Annotated in this window: 13 protein-coding genes; 11 read left to right on the top strand and 2 right to left on the bottom strand. The window is 34.1% G+C overall.

The features are described 5' to 3' along the window. The first annotated feature begins 66 nt into the window (after positions 1 to 66). Positions 67 to 2,949, top strand: coding sequence for a TonB-dependent receptor (locus PW52_RS11300; protein ID WP_044633055.1), 2,883 nt, complete (start codon positions 67 to 69; stop codon positions 2,947 to 2,949). A gap of 2 nt (positions 2,950 to 2,951) precedes the next feature. After that, complete coding sequence (locus tag PW52_RS11295) at positions 2,952 to 3,959, top strand: phytase (protein WP_044633054.1); 1,008 nt, start codon at positions 2,952 to 2,954, stop codon at positions 3,957 to 3,959. Positions 3,960 to 4,014: 55 nt separating this feature from the next. Here the strand turns inward: PW52_RS11295 and PW52_RS11290 are convergent, their stop codons facing one another. Continuing rightward, complete coding sequence (locus PW52_RS11290; protein WP_044633053.1) at positions 4,015 to 4,482, bottom strand: DUF1569 domain-containing protein; 468 nt, start codon at positions 4,480 to 4,482, stop codon at positions 4,015 to 4,017. Positions 4,483 to 4,576: 94 nt separating this feature from the next. On the opposite strand from PW52_RS11290, the gene PW52_RS11285 reads away from it, so the two are divergent. Further along, positions 4,577 to 4,837 carry an RNA-binding protein gene (locus PW52_RS11285; protein WP_044633052.1) on the top strand — a complete coding sequence of 87 codons (261 nt, stop codon included), beginning with the start codon at positions 4,577 to 4,579 and terminating at the stop codon, positions 4,835 to 4,837. 28 nt (positions 4,838 to 4,865) lie between these two features. Continuing rightward, the gene (locus tag PW52_RS11280; protein WP_044633051.1) at positions 4,866 to 5,447 is read left to right on the top strand and encodes an O-methyltransferase; all 582 of its coding nucleotides are present in this window, start codon (positions 4,866 to 4,868) and stop codon (positions 5,445 to 5,447) included. A 278-nt stretch (positions 5,448 to 5,725) separates the two neighbouring features. On the opposite strand, the gene ahcY is transcribed toward PW52_RS11280, so the two are convergent. After that, positions 5,726 to 7,042: an adenosylhomocysteinase gene (gene ahcY, locus PW52_RS11275; protein ID WP_044633050.1), complete on the bottom strand. Its 1,317-nt coding sequence runs from the start codon at positions 7,040 to 7,042 to the stop codon at positions 5,726 to 5,728. Between the two features lie 132 nt (positions 7,043 to 7,174). Here ahcY and PW52_RS11270 point away from each other — a divergent pair, with 132 nt between their 5' ends. The 7 genes from PW52_RS11270 to PW52_RS11240 all read left to right on the top strand — a co-directional run bounded on the left by PW52_RS11270 (position 7,175) and on the right by PW52_RS11240 (position 14,229). Continuing rightward, positions 7,175 to 7,801 carry a 4'-phosphopantetheinyl transferase family protein gene (locus PW52_RS11270; protein WP_044633049.1) on the top strand — a complete coding sequence of 209 codons (627 nt, stop codon included), beginning with the start codon at positions 7,175 to 7,177 and terminating at the stop codon, positions 7,799 to 7,801. 30 nt (positions 7,802 to 7,831) lie between these two features. After that, complete coding sequence (locus tag PW52_RS11265; protein WP_082050899.1) at positions 7,832 to 8,566, top strand: geranylgeranylglyceryl/heptaprenylglyceryl phosphate synthase; 735 nt, start codon at positions 7,832 to 7,834, stop codon at positions 8,564 to 8,566. 4 nt (positions 8,567 to 8,570) lie between these two features. After that, complete coding sequence (gene pnuC / locus PW52_RS11260) at positions 8,571 to 9,203, top strand: nicotinamide riboside transporter PnuC (RefSeq protein WP_044633048.1); 633 nt, start codon at positions 8,571 to 8,573, stop codon at positions 9,201 to 9,203. Then, a complete protein-coding gene (locus PW52_RS11255; RefSeq protein ID WP_044633047.1) occupies positions 9,164 to 9,733 on the top strand; it encodes an AAA family ATPase in 570 nt (189 codons plus the stop codon). Before pnuC ends, PW52_RS11255 begins: the two co-directional genes overlap by 40 nt. Continuing rightward, the gene (locus tag PW52_RS11250) at positions 9,733 to 11,280 is read left to right on the top strand and encodes a DUF4301 family protein (RefSeq protein WP_044633046.1); all 1,548 of its coding nucleotides are present in this window, start codon (positions 9,733 to 9,735) and stop codon (positions 11,278 to 11,280) included. The genes PW52_RS11255 and PW52_RS11250 overlap by 1 nt, the downstream gene beginning before the upstream one ends. Then, on the top strand, positions 11,280 to 11,687 hold the full coding sequence (gene arfB, locus PW52_RS11245; protein WP_316930142.1) for an alternative ribosome rescue aminoacyl-tRNA hydrolase ArfB: 408 nt from the start codon (positions 11,280 to 11,282) through the stop codon (positions 11,685 to 11,687). Before PW52_RS11250 ends, arfB begins: the two co-directional genes overlap by 1 nt. 409 nt (positions 11,688 to 12,096) lie before the next feature. Beyond that, positions 12,097 to 14,229, top strand: coding sequence for a TonB-dependent receptor (locus PW52_RS11240; protein ID WP_044633045.1), 2,133 nt, complete (start codon positions 12,097 to 12,099; stop codon positions 14,227 to 14,229). The last annotated feature ends 24 nt before the right edge of the window (positions 14,230 to 14,253 follow it).

Genomic DNA, 14,253 nt, shown 5'->3' with positions numbered 1-14,253 from the left:
CAATTTTAGCTAAAAGCAATGTTGTCAATATAGCTTTGCATCAACTAAAATTAATCAAACAACAACATGAGAAAAAATCATTTTTTATCATTTTTAGCACTGTTATTAACTTCTTTTATGTTTTCACAAAACGGAAACATTCAAGGTGTAATTACAGATAATAATGGTATTACTGTGCCAGGTGCTACAGTAGTAATAGAACAATTAAAAAAAGGAGCAGTATCAGATTTCGATGGTACATTTACTTTGGTAGATATTCCTGAAGGCGATTATACATTATTAATTAAGTATTTAGGTTACGCCGATTATAACGAAAACGTTTCTGTAACTGCAGGACAAACAATATCTGTAGATATTCACTTATCATCAGAAAACACAGAACTTGATGCGGTTGAAATTACAAGCTATTCTATTGGCGGGCAAGCTAGAGCATTAAACACGCAAAAAAACAAAACAAACATTACCAATATTGTATCTACAGATCAAATTGGTAAATTTCCAGATGCTAACATTGGTGATGCTGTAAAACGTATTCCTGGAATTACAATGAAAGTAGATCAAGGTGAAGCTAGAAACATTGTTATTCGTGGTTTAGCGCCGCAGTTAAACTCGGTAACTTTAAACGGAAGTAGAATTCCATCTGCCGAAGGCGATAATAGAGAAGTTCAAATGGATTTAATTCCATCGGACATGATTCAAACTATTGAAGTTAATAAAGCAGTAACGCCAGATATGGATGCCGATGCACTTGGTGGTTCTGTAAATTTAATTACACGTACTTCGCCTCAAGGCTTTCGCTTATCTGCAACAGCTGGTTCTGGTGTAAATTCAATTACCGGAAAACGTATTTTAAACGGTCAGTTTTTATTAGGTGATAGAAGCGATAACGGAAAATTTGGTTGGATGGTTTCTGCATCTATCAACGATAATGATTTTGGAAGTGATAACTTTGAAGCAGAATGGACAGATGAGTTCGAATACAACAACGGCGACGAAGATAATTTAGAAGAAGTTGATGTTAATCCATACACCAACGTTTTTGAAATTAGACAATATTTAGTGCAACGTATTCGTAGAAGTTTCTCGGCGAATTTAGATTACAAATTCAACGATAATAACAGTATTTATTTTAAATCTATTTATAACTGGAGAGACGATCGCGAAAACCGTTTTGTTTTAGAGCACGAAATTCTTGATGGTGAAGATATTGAAGCTGGAGATTTTACTGTGGATGGTAATGGAAACTTAACCATGTTTCCTGTTGAAGCAAAACGCGAAACAAAAGCAGGTATAGATAACAATCGAAACAAAAACACACGTTTAGAAGACCAACGTATGTTTAACTTTAGTTTAGGTGGAAATCACTTGGCTAATAGTTTACAAATAGATTGGATGGCGTCTTATGCAAAAGCGTCAGAAGAGCGTTTAAACGAACGTTATTTAGTTCACGAAAGCGAATATGCTATTAACTACAATAACGATTCTCAATTTCCACTATATTCACCAGTTGATGCTACCGATGCCGCTTATAACAACTTTGAGTTTGGTGAGTTAACAGAAGAAAACCAATACACCGAAGAAACAGATATGAATGTATTTGTAAACTTTAAATTACCATTAAACTTGCTTAATAGTGAAGACGGATTTTTAAAGTTTGGTGTTCGCGGACGTTTTAAAAACAAAAACAGAGATAACGATTTTACCGAATATTCTCCAGAAGATTCAGCCTTCGATTTATTGGGAACCTTACCAACCAGAGATTATACAGATTCAGACTTTTTAGCTGGAAGCCAATACCAAATAGGAAGCTTTGCAACGCCAGAATTTGTTGGAGCTTTAAATTTAACCGATGCTACACAATTTGAAGGTGAAGATTTAGTTGATGAATACCAAAGCGGAAACTTCGATGTAAACGAAAATGTTTTTGCAGGTTACATCATGACAAGTCAGCAATTAACGAGCAAATTAAGTGTTTTAGCTGGTGTTAGAATTGAAAGTACAAACTTAGATTCTGAAGGTTACAGATTAACATTTATTGAAGAAGATGAAGATGCTGGTATCGACGAAGAAATTATTGTTGAAGCAGTAAGCGAAACAAACTCTTATGTTAATATTTTACCAGGTTTACATTTAAAATACGATTTAAACGACAACACTGTTTTCCGTTTTGCATGGACAAACACTTTGGCGCGTCCTAATTATGCCGATTTAATTCCAAGAGCAGAAATTATTAACGAAGACAGCGAAGTGGTATTAGGTAACCCAGATTTAGATCCAACAACATCAATGAACTTTGATGTTATGGCAGAACATTATTTTAAATCTGTTGGTATTTTATCTGGTGGTGTTTTCTACAAAAAAATAAACGATTTTATTTACACATACCAAACCGAAACTACCGATGATACTTATGGCGACGACACGACGGGTTACGAAGTGTACCAACCATTAAACGGCGACGATGCTTCGGTTTTAGGTTTCGAATTTGCTTTCCAAAGAAAACTAGATTTCTTACCAGGTTTTGCTAAAGATTTTAGTGTATATTTAAACTATACGCATTTAACATCTGATGCTAATGGTATTAGAAATGAAGATGGCGATGAGCGCGACGATTTAGGTTTACCAAACACAGCGCCAAACATGTTTAATGCTTCTTTAGGTTATGCAAACAACAAGTTAAGCGTGCGTTTATCAAGTAACTTCTCAGATTCTTATATCGATGAAATTGGGGGAAATGCTTTTGAAGATCGTTACTACGACAAACAATTTTTCTTAGATTTTAATGCAACATATGCATTTGGTAACGGTTTAAGCGCATACACAAGCTTAAACAATATTACCAATCAACCATTACGTTTTTACCAAGGCGTTAGCAGTCGTACTATGCAACGTGAGTATTACGGGCAACGTTTTACAATTGGTTTAAAATACGATTTATTTAAAAAATAAAAATGAAAAAACTCTTATTTGGGTTTAGCTTACTGGCAATTGTTTCTTCATGTAAAAAACAGTTGCCGGTAATTAAACCAACGGTTATTACCGAAAAAACACCAAACGATACAGACGATCCGGCAATATGGGTAAACCCAAACGATGCCTCAAAAAGTATAGTTTTTGGCACCGATAAAAAAACAAATGGAGGTATTTATGCCTTTGATTTAGATGGAAAAATTATCCATGAAAAAAGCATAAAAAACATCCAACGCCCTAATAATGTCGATTTAGAATACGGTTTTAAGTTAAACGATTCTACAGCAACAGATATTATTGCGTTTACCGAAAGAGAAAAACAACAAATTCGTGTGTTTTCTGTGCCAGACATGAAACCATTAGATGGTGGAGGTTTTAAAGTGTTTACCGATGCTACCGAATTGGAACACAACGCACCTATGGGAATTGCGTTGTATAAATCGCCAAAAACAGAAACTATTTATGCTATTGTTGGCAGAAAAGCAGGACCAAAAACAGGCTATTTATATCAATACGAATTGGTGACTGATAGTTTAGGCGTTCACGCTAATTTGGTTAGAAAGTTTGGCAATTTTAGCGGTAAAAAAGAAATTGAAGCCATTGCTGTAGATAACGAAAATGGTGTTGTTTATTATTCTGATGAAGGACAATGTGTTCGAAAATATTATGCCGAACCAAGTATGGGCAACGAAGAATTAGGTTGTTTTGGTAGCGAATATTTCACTGATGATATTGAAGGTATTGCCATAGCAAAATACAAAAACAAAGGTTTTTTAATAGTATCGAACCAACAAGCGCACTCGTTTAATATATTCGATTTAAAAACCGATGCTTTTATTAAAGAAATAAATTTAGGAACTATAGAAACTGATGGTTGCGATGTTACAACCGTGGCTTTAGGTAATAAGTTTCCTAATGGCTTATTCGTGTCTATGAACGACGAGAAAAACTTCTTTTTTCACGATTTAGCGCTTTTAGATTTAGATTAATTTTTTTTGAAATTAATTTTTTGAGCCCTTTCTATTCGTAGAAAGGGTTTTTCTTTTATTCTATTTTGGCAATAATTTTTAAATGATGATGTGTGTGCATTCGTAAAAAACGCAGCGTTTGTTTCTTGTTTAATTTGCCAAATATAAAATGCTTAAAAAAACTTGTTTTAGGTAAATTTTGTAACGCACTTAAGTTTGATTTTGCAGTTTTTAACTGATTACGAATGTCGTTTTCTTTTATGTTTTCTGGTGGTAAAACGTATTTTGGCGCTTTGGCTTTGCCTCGTGGTATATAATTTAACTTAAACAAAAGCGTACGCCAGAAATTCAATGCCCATTTATAATCTTTGGGGTTAGATTGTATTGTTGCAGTGCAAACGGCATTAAAAACTTTTAAACTGTGGTCTAAATGCCAGCCAATTGATGCTTTTGATGCTTTGGTTTTAATTAAATTAATTTGAGGTATATGGTTTTCAATTTTTACTAATTGCTGGTTTATTAAGTCTAGTTGCTTGTTGCTCATTTACATTTTAATTTAGAAAAAGATATTAAATAAATTCGTAACTTTAGTAAATACCAACTAAAACCAAGATTGTTTAACTTAAATTGATGAGATTATGCTTCCGTTTAGATCTGAAATTAGAAATTCCCCAACGCAACCTACCATCAAGATTTTTTTAGGCGATGAATCGCTAGATGCTAGAATAAAAAATCATTTAGAGCATTTTAACGAAATTGAAACCATTGAGATAAGAGAAAGTATAGGTCGTAACCGTGCCAACGAAAACTTGACTATTTTTTTAAAAGATGAAGTCGATATTAATAAAATGAAATCGAGTATAGATTCCAGTTTGTGGTGGTATTTCGAGCAGGATTAATATATTTATAGACTTTAAATAAAGTCTTATGAATGATTTAAACATCCTAGATGTACCGAAACGATATTCGGAATTAGAAGATAAATGTAAAGAAATTGGTTTCTCAATGCCTTCCGATATTTATATTGGTACGTTACTAAAAACAATGATAACATCGAAGCCTAATTCTAATTTTTTAGAGTTAGGAACAGGAATTGGTTTGTCGCTTTCATGGATGTTAGAAGGCATGGATTTGGCATCTAAACTTATAAGTGTTGATAACGATTCTAAACTTATTGAAATTGCTAAATATTATTTTGAAGACGATAAGCGATTAGAACTTATCTGTACAGATGGTTCGGAATGGATTAAAAACTATAAAGGAGAGCTTTTTGATTTAGTTTTTGCTGATGCATGGCCTGGGAAATATAGTGAAATAGATGAAATACTAGATTTAATAAATGTAGGTGGCATGTATATTATTGATGACATGTTACCGCAGACTAATTGGCCTGAAGGACACCAAAAAAATGTTGATGCTTTAATTGATTATTTGGAAAGTAGAGCAGATTTTAATCTTACCAAAATGAATTGGTCTACAGGAGTTATTATTGCAATAAAGGTATTTTAGTAATGAAACTATATTTTTTATTAGTTACGTCACTTCGAGTAATTTCGAGGCACGAAAAATTGTATCGAGAAGCTTTACCGCGTTAGGGATTGCAGCGACATCCTTTTTTGAGGCACGAGAAAAAGATATAGCGGAAAGCCCGACCCCGAAGTTTCGGGGGTAACGCCAAAAAAAGAATAAAAAAAATCCCGAACTAAATGTAGCTTGGGATTTTGTTTTTTTAGATACTGAAAAACACTTCGACTGCGCTCAGTGTGACATTATTCAGCTTGATACTTTTAATATCTGTAGTGTTCTGGTTTGTATGGACCTTCTACAGTTACACCAATGTATTCGGCTTGGTCTTGCTTAAGTTCGGTAAGCTCTACGCCAATTTTTTCTAGGTGTAATTTTGCTACTTTTTCATCTAGGTGTTTTGGTAGCATATACACATCGTTCTCGTATTTGTCGCTATAATTCCAAAGCTCGATTTGTGCTAGGGTTTGGTTGGTAAACGAGTTACTCATTACAAAACTTGGGTGGCCAGTAGCACAACCTAAGTTTACTAAACGACCTTCGGCAAGTACAATTATATCGTTACCATCAATGGTATATTTATCTACTTGTGGCTTAATGGTGTTTTTAGTGTTTCCGTAGTTTTCGTTTAACCAAGCCATTTGTATTTCGTTATCGAAATGCCCAATGTTACAAACTATGGTTTTATCTTTCATGGCTTTAAAGTGTTCTGCACGAACTATATCTTTATTTCCTGTTGTAGTAATTACAATATCGGCATTACCTACAACGGTTTCTAGTTTTTTAACTTCAAATCCATCCATTGCAGCTTGTAAAGCACAAATTGGGTCTATTTCTGTAACGGTAACAATACTTCCAGCGCCTTTAAAAGAAGCAGCAGTACCTTTACCAACATCGCCATAACCACAAACTACTACGCGTTTTCCGGCTAACATAACATCGGTAGCACGACGAATAGCGTCTACAGCACTTTCGCGACATCCGTATTTGTTATCGAATTTAGATTTTGTAACCGAATCGTTTACGTTAATAGCAGGCATTGGTAATGTTCCGTTTTTAACACGCTCGTATAAACGGTGAACTCCTGTAGTGGTTTCTTCGCTTAATCCTTTAATTCCTGGAGCTAATTCTGGGTATTTATCTAAAACCATATTGGTTAAATCGCCTCCATCGTCAAGAATCATGTTAAGTGGTTTGCGGTCTTCGCCAAAAAATAAGGTTTGCTCGATACACCAATCGAATTCTTCTTCGGTCATATCTTTCCATGCGTAAACGGCAGTTCCAGCAGCGGCAATAGCAGCGGCAGCTTGGTCTTGGGTAGAGAAAATGTTACAAGAACTCCAAGTAACCTCGGCACCAAGAGCTTGTAAAGTTTCAATTAAAACAGCGGTTTGTATGGTCATGTGTAAGCAACCTGCAATACGCGCACCTTTTAAAGGTTGTTCGTTTTTGTACTCTTCGCGTAAGCTCATTAAACCTGGCATTTCTGCTTCGGCTAATTCAATTTCTTTTCGGCCCCATTCTGCCAAAGTAATATCTTTTACTTTGTTTGCTACGTACGGAATTGTTTTAGTACTCATATTTTTTCTTTCTAATTTTTTTAATTGATTTGCCTTTGGGATTTAGCACTTAATTTGGTTAAATTCGCTTGCAAAAAATGCTAAAAATGCCATAGGCAGTGCAAAGATAATCAATAAGTTTTACAATTTTACATGCCAGTTTATAAAACCATTAGCCCTAATTCACAAACTACCGTTAAAATTTGGAAGATTACCGAATCGTACGATTTTTTAATACAAGATTTAGAGCTAAAACCAGAAACTTTAAAGCGTGTTTTAGGTATGAAAAGCGAATTGCACCAACGTGGTTTTTTAAGCGTGCGCCATTTGCTAAAAGCTTTTGGTTACACCGATGCCGATTTGTTTTACGACCAGCACGGAAAGCCACATTTAAAAGATGGTAAACAAATTTCTATTACGCACTCGTTTATATTTTCGGCAGTAGTTATTAGTGATGGTATTGTAGGTATAGATATTGAAAAACAACGTGAAAAAATAAAAGTAATTGCGCATAAATTTGTGGATTATGAGATTAATTATTTAAATGAAGCGGCTAACGATTACGTGCAATATTTAACCAAAATTTGGTGCGTAAAAGAGTCGTTATATAAATTGTTTGCTACACCAGGTTTAAGTTTTAAACAGCATTGTTTGGTTATTCCTTTTTCATCGGATACAGACGATACCATTGCTTGGATAGATTATAAAAATAAAAAACACCGTTATAACGTAGCGTGTTTAGAGTTTGAAGGATTTACCTTTGCCTATGCCATACAGTAATGCTTATTTTAAAGAGATATTCACAAATTTTTGGTAGAAAACAAAAACATATTAAGCGGCATTAAATCTTCAATTTTTAAAGAAGACAAACTACTTGCAATTTTAATTGATCCTGATAAGTTTTTAATTGAAAACACCGCTCGTTTTATTGCAAAAGTAAACGCTTCAATTGCTACTCATATTTTTGTAGGAGGCAGCACTGTAGAGATTCACGCAACTCAAGTTTTAGTTAAGGAGATTAAAACACACACAAAATTACCAGTCGTTTTATTTCCTGGTGATGTTACGCAAATAACTAAAGAAGCAGACGGACTTTTATTTTTAAGTTTAATTTCAGGCAGAAACCCCGAATATTTAATAGGAAAACATATTGAAGCGGTTTCAAAATTAAAAAACACCAATTTAGAAGTTATTCCCACCGGATATATTTTAATTGAAAGCGGTAAAGAAACTGCGGTACAACGGGTAACAAACACTCAGCCTATTTCACAAAATTCAATTAATCAAATTACAAATACCGCCAAAGCAGCCGAACTTTTAGGAATGCAATTGGTGTACTTAGAGGCAGGTAGTGGAGCGAAATATCCAGTGTCACAAGAAATTATAAAAACAGTAAAGGCAAATCTTAACATTCCCTTAATTGTTGGTGGCGGTATTCGTAGTAAAAATGAATTAGAAAGTGCTTATCTTGCAGGAGCAGATTTGGTTGTAATTGGAACTGCTTTTGAGGAAGATGAAGCCTTCTTCAATCAAATAAAAAAATAAACACATGCTTAGTATTTTCGATTACCTGTTTGGACAATACGCAGAATATGAAACCATTGATGTAGTTTTAGAAGCGATTGCTATTGTATTTGGGTTTTTATCGGTTTTATACTCTAAAAAAAATAGTGTTTTAGTGTTTCCAACAGGAATGATTAGTACCGTAATTTTTGTGTACTTGCTTTCTAAATGGGGCTTGTTGGGAGATATGATGATTAATGCTTACTATTTTATAATGAGCGCTTATGGTTGGTACATTTGGACGAAAAAAATTGATGCTGAACATGTTACTCCAATTTCTACAACTACATTTAACGAAAAAAAAATAGGTTTAACTATATTTTTCGCAACTTTGATTTTTGTTTATTTAGTTTATACAGCCTTTAATAAATGGACCAGTTGGGTGGCTTATATAGATACTTTAACTACAGCTATATTTTTTGTTGGCATGTGGTTAATGGCTAAACGAAAATTAGAAAACTGGATATTCTGGATTATTGGCGATGTTATTTCGGTGCCCTTGTATTTTTACAAAGGCTTTACTTTAACCAGTTTACAATATTTAGTGTTTACAATAATAGCTGTTTATGGCTATAAAGCATGGAAGAAAAACTTAAACAACAACCCGCAAACTGCATAAAAGTAGTTTTATTTGGGCCCGAAAGCACTGGAAAAACAACTTTGTCTAGGCAATTAGCCAGACATTACAACTCTATTTGGGTACCCGAATATGCGCGCGAGTATTTGCAAAATAAATGGAATAACGAACGAAAAACCTGTGAGGCAGACGATTTGTTACCCATTGCTTACGGACAAATGGAACTTGAAAACGAACTGGCTAAAAAAACCAATTCAGTTTTAATTTGTGATACAGACTTATTGGAAACTAAAGTGTATTCTGATGCGTATTATGTAGGAAGTTGCGACCCTATTTTAGAAAAATACGCGCTTCAAAACACCTACAATTTATATTTTTTAACTTATATTGATACGCCTTGGGAAGGTGACGATTTGCGCGATAAACCAGAACGTCGAGAGAAAATGTTTAAGGCATTCCAAGATGCATTAATTAAATACAATCGCCCTTACGTATTATTAAAAGGTAGTAAAACAGAACGATTAGAAATAGCAGTAAAGCACATTAACAAAATTCTAAAAATTACAAACTAATGTTTACAGAAAAAGATCTCAATCAAATTAAAAACAAAGGCATTTCGCTAGAGCAGGTTGAAGCTCAAGTATCTCGAATTAAGAATGGTATGTCGTATTCTAATTTAATATCGGCTGCTACTATTGGTCATGGTATTGAAAAATACAACGACAACGACATGCAAAAATTAATTGAAAGTTATCATGCAAAACAAGATAGTTTAGATATTTTAAAGTTTGTTCCAGCTTCTGGTGCAGCAACACGTATGTTTAAATTTTTGTTTCAGTTTTTAAATAAATTTAATCCAGAAACCGATACGGTTGAAGCTTACGCCGAAGCTAATAACGATAAGCTAATTAAAGCTTTTTTTGATGGGTTAGAAGGCTTTCCATTTTACGAGACCGTAATGGCAAAAGCTAAAGCATTAAATCCTAATTTTGATGCCTTAAGCGAAAGTGAAGCTAGCTATAAAATTGTTGAAACAGTTTTAAGCGAAGAAGGCTTAAATTATAGTTTTTTACCTAAAGGATTATTGCCGTTTCACAAATATGAAGCAGGTGCAAAAACACCGTTTCAGGAACATTTAATGGAATCTAAAATATATGCGTCTTCAAACGGAAAAGCTAATTTACATTTTACCGTTTCAGAAAAGCATCACGAATACTTTAAGGCTGAATTCGAAGCTGTAAAAACAGCATTAGAAGCAGAAACAGGGATTAGTTTTAATGTAACTTATTCATATCAAAATCAAGCAACCGAAACCTTAGCTTTAACTACAAAAAACGAAATTTTTAGAAAAGAAGACGGTTCTATTTTATTCAGACCAGCAGGTCATGGCGCGTTATTAGAGAATTTAAATGAATTAGATAGCGATATTATTTTCATTAAAAACATTGATAATATCGTGGTTTTAGAAATGAATAAAGACATTTCAAACTATAAAAAAGTACTTGCTGCCGTTCTTTTAGAAGCGCAAGAACAAGGTTTTGCATATTTAAACGATTTAGATAGTGAAGCTATTGATGAAGCCAAACTTCTTGAAATTGCTGCGTTTATAAAAAGTAAACTTAATGTCGTTTTAGATGATGACTTTGACGATTTTTCTAAAGCTGAAAAAGTAACTTATTTAAAAGATCGCTTAAACCGACCAATAAGAGTTTGCGGAATGGTTAAAAATGAAGGTGAGCCAGGTGGCGGACCATTTTGGGTTAAAGATAAAGATGGAAATACCTCGTTACAAGTTGTGGAATTTGCTCAAATTGATGAGAAAAATTCGCAACAAAACGATATTGTGCAAAACGCAACACATTTTAATCCAACCGATTTAGTTTGTGGTGTTAAAAACTACAAAGGCGAAAAGTTCGATTTAATGCAATACGTTGATCCTGAGGCAGCTTTTATTACTATGAAAACGCAAAACGGTATCGATATTCAAGCCTTAGAATTACCAGGGCTTTGGAATGGTAGTATGGCGTATTGGAACTCTATTTTTGTTGAGGTTCCTGTTGAAACTTTTAACCCAGTTAAAACAGTAAACGATTTACTAAAACCAGTACACCAAGTATAGTGGCAATTAATGAAGACACCTTAATACAAGAACTCACTTTTAAAGCTATTCGTAGCTCTGGTAGTGGTGGGCAACATGTAAATAAGGTGTCTTCAAAAATTGAATTGGCCTTTAATTTACGAGAGTCGCAAGCTTTAACTGAGCTTCAAAAATTACGCATCGAAGAAAAGCTTAAAAACAGACTAACCAACGATGGTGTTTTAATATTGCAATGCGGCGAAACTAGAAGTCAGCATAAAAACAAAGCCATAATAACGCAACGTTTTTTAGAATTAATAAAAGCGTCATTAGTAGTTCGTAAAAAACGTATTAAAACCAAAGTGCCAAAATCGGTTATTAAAAAACGTTTAAACAACAAAAAACGCAATGCCGAAAAAAAAGCCAATCGTAAGAAGCCAGATGTGTAATGTGTTAGATTTCAAATAAAATCATCTTAAATGAAAAAAAGAGCAAATAAATTATGAAAATTTAACATTTCGTAATTATCTTTGCGCCGTTCTCATAAAGGGGTGCTATTTCTAGTCCTCAGAAAGCAGTAGCAGTTTTCAGTAGTCTGTTAACTTTTTACTGCGACTGTAAACTAGATTCAGGCTGAGATCATACCCAATGAACCTAGAACAGGTAATGCTGTTTAGGGAAGCGAACGTTAAAAAAATGTCTAGTAGACATTTTTAGTGAGTGCGATTAGTTCATCTTTCATGATGCTATTGTTAAAGCTAAATTTCCACTAAGTGTTTTTACGTTCAACAAATCATTTATTACTAACAATAAAGAATAATTACCTCTTTTTATTCGATTAATTTTTATTTAATCGAGATGAAAAACATTTTTCTTTTTTTAACGCTTTTAGTGTTATCAGTCGGCTTAAATGCCCAACAAAATCAAACCCAAAAAGATTCTACAACAACACAAAAACTCGACGAAGTTTTGGTAAGAGCCGTACGTGTTGATGCCGATTCACCAATTACACACTCCGATGTAAGCAAAGCGGATTTAGAAAAGCGTAATTTAGGACAAGATATTCCTACGTTGTTAAACTATTTGCCTTCGGTAGTAACTACTAGCGATGCTGGTGCGGGTGTAGGTTACAGTGGTATTCGTGTTCGTGGTACGGATGGAACTCGTGTAAACGTAACCATTAACGGGATTCCTTATAACGATCCAGAAAGTCAAGGTACATTTTGGGTAAATTTAGGTGATTTTGCTTCTTCAACGCAGAGTTTGCAGTTGCAGCGTGGTGTTGGTACATCAACTAATGGGGCAGGTGCTTTTGGTGCGAGTTTAAACTTGCTTACCGATGCTTTTTCCGAAGAAGCTTCAGGTGAAATTGCCAACAGTTTCGGTAGTTATAATACCAGAAAACACACGGTAAAATTAAGCACTGGCTTATTAAACGATCATTTCGAAATTTCTGGACGTTTCTCAAAAATTTATTCCGATGGTTATGTAGATCGCGCGTTTACCGATTTAAAATCATATTTCTTACAAGGTATTTATAAAGATGATAATACTTTAATAAAAGCTTTAACTTTTGGGAATAAAGAATACACGTATCAAGCTTGGTATGGTTTAACCGCCGATGAGTTAGCTGAAGATCGCCGTCAAAATCCGTACACTTACGATAACGAAACCGATAATTATTGGCAAAACCATTACCAATTACACTGGAACGAGCGTATAAATAACAACTGGTCTACAAATATTGGTTTAAACTACACGAAAGGCGAAGGTTATTTTGAGCAATATAAACCAGAAGAATCGGCAGAAGATTTTGCTAATTTAATTGAAGAAGGTTCCGATGTTATTGTCCGTCGTTGGTTAGATAATCATTTTTACGTAATAAATGCCAACGTAACGTATAAAAACTCTGGCCTAGAGTTAATTTCTGGAGGGTCTTACAATACCTACTCCGGTGATCATTTTGGTGAAGTTATTTGGGGAAGCGATTTAGCAGATGGCACACAAATAAGAGATCATTATTACTTTGGCGATGCCAAGAAAAGCGATTTTAGTATCTTCTCGAAAGCCACATTTAAGTTAGCTGAAACACTTACTGGTTTTGTAGACTTACAAGGTCGTTTTGTAAATTATGAAACCGATGGTTTAAATTCCGACAGAGTAGAGTTTGTTACCGATGCTAGTTTTAGTTTTTTCAATCCTAAACTGGGTTTAACTTATAAACCAAACGTAAATAATAACTATTACTTGTCTTATGCTAGAGCAAACCGCGAACCAAATCGTGACGATTTTGAGGCAGGCGTAACAGAAAACGAAACTTTAAACGATATTGAATTAGGTTGGAGACACAACACCGAAAATATTGCAGTAAGTACAAACTTGTATTACATGTTTTATCAAAATCAGTTGGTGTTAACGGGCGAGTTAGACGATGTAGGAAGCCCAATTCGAGCAACCAGTGGTAAAAGTTACCGCCTAGGTTTAGAGGTCGATGCCACTATTAAGTTTACCAATTTTTTTAACACCACAACAAACGTCGCCTTAAGTACCAATAAAAATGTAGACTTTACATCGTCTATTGATGGTGAATTGGTAAACTTAGGAAACACTAATATTTCATTTTCACCAAACGTGGTTATTGGTAATGCGTTTAATTTTTACCCAACTAAAAGCTTGCAATTATCTTTATTAAACAAATACGTTGGTGAACAATATATGGGTAATATTGATTGGGAATCGTCGAAATTAGATGCTTATTTTATTAGCGACTTTAATGTAAACTATATTATCAATCCTAATAAAATATTTAAATCTATTATTCTAACCGGGTTAGTCAATAATATTTTTAGTAACGAGTATGTGTCTAATGGATATTTTGGAGTTTACGACGATACATGGTCTGTACCAGGAGAAACTACAACATTGAGTTATGAGGGCTATTATCCGCAAGCTACTATTAACTTTTTAATGGGTGTTACCTTAAAGTTCTAAATTAGGTTTAGAAATTTATTTTTG

The sequence above is a fragment of the Neotamlana sedimentorum genome, from assembly GCF_000943565.1.
Taxonomy (GTDB): Bacteria; Bacteroidota; Bacteroidia; order Flavobacteriales; family Flavobacteriaceae; genus Neotamlana; species Neotamlana sedimentorum.
This window is presented reverse-complemented; position numbering and strand designations above follow the sequence as displayed.

Excerpts from the sequence above, each read along its gene's own strand:
- PW52_RS11300 (WP_044633055.1), top strand. The coding sequence starts at position 67 with ATGAGAAAAAATCATTTTTTATCATTTTTAGCACTGTTATTAACTTCT.
- PW52_RS11295 (WP_044633054.1), top strand. The coding sequence starts at position 2,952 with ATGAAAAAACTCTTATTTGGGTTTAGCTTACTGGCAATTGTTTCTTCA.
- PW52_RS11290 (WP_044633053.1), bottom strand. The coding sequence starts at position 4,482 with ATGAGCAACAAGCAACTAGACTTAATAAACCAGCAATTAGTAAAAATT.
- PW52_RS11285 (WP_044633052.1), top strand. The coding sequence starts at position 4,577 with ATGCTTCCGTTTAGATCTGAAATTAGAAATTCCCCAACGCAACCTACC.
- PW52_RS11280 (WP_044633051.1), top strand. The coding sequence starts at position 4,866 with ATGAATGATTTAAACATCCTAGATGTACCGAAACGATATTCGGAATTA.
- ahcY (WP_044633050.1), bottom strand. The coding sequence starts at position 7,042 with ATGAGTACTAAAACAATTCCGTACGTAGCAAACAAAGTAAAAGATATT.
- PW52_RS11270 (WP_044633049.1), top strand. The coding sequence starts at position 7,175 with ATGCCAGTTTATAAAACCATTAGCCCTAATTCACAAACTACCGTTAAA.
- pnuC (WP_044633048.1), top strand. The coding sequence starts at position 8,571 with ATGCTTAGTATTTTCGATTACCTGTTTGGACAATACGCAGAATATGAA.
- PW52_RS11255 (WP_044633047.1), top strand. The coding sequence starts at position 9,164 with ATGGAAGAAAAACTTAAACAACAACCCGCAAACTGCATAAAAGTAGTT.
- PW52_RS11250 (WP_044633046.1), top strand. The coding sequence starts at position 9,733 with ATGTTTACAGAAAAAGATCTCAATCAAATTAAAAACAAAGGCATTTCG.
- PW52_RS11240 (WP_044633045.1), top strand. The coding sequence starts at position 12,097 with ATGAAAAACATTTTTCTTTTTTTAACGCTTTTAGTGTTATCAGTCGGC.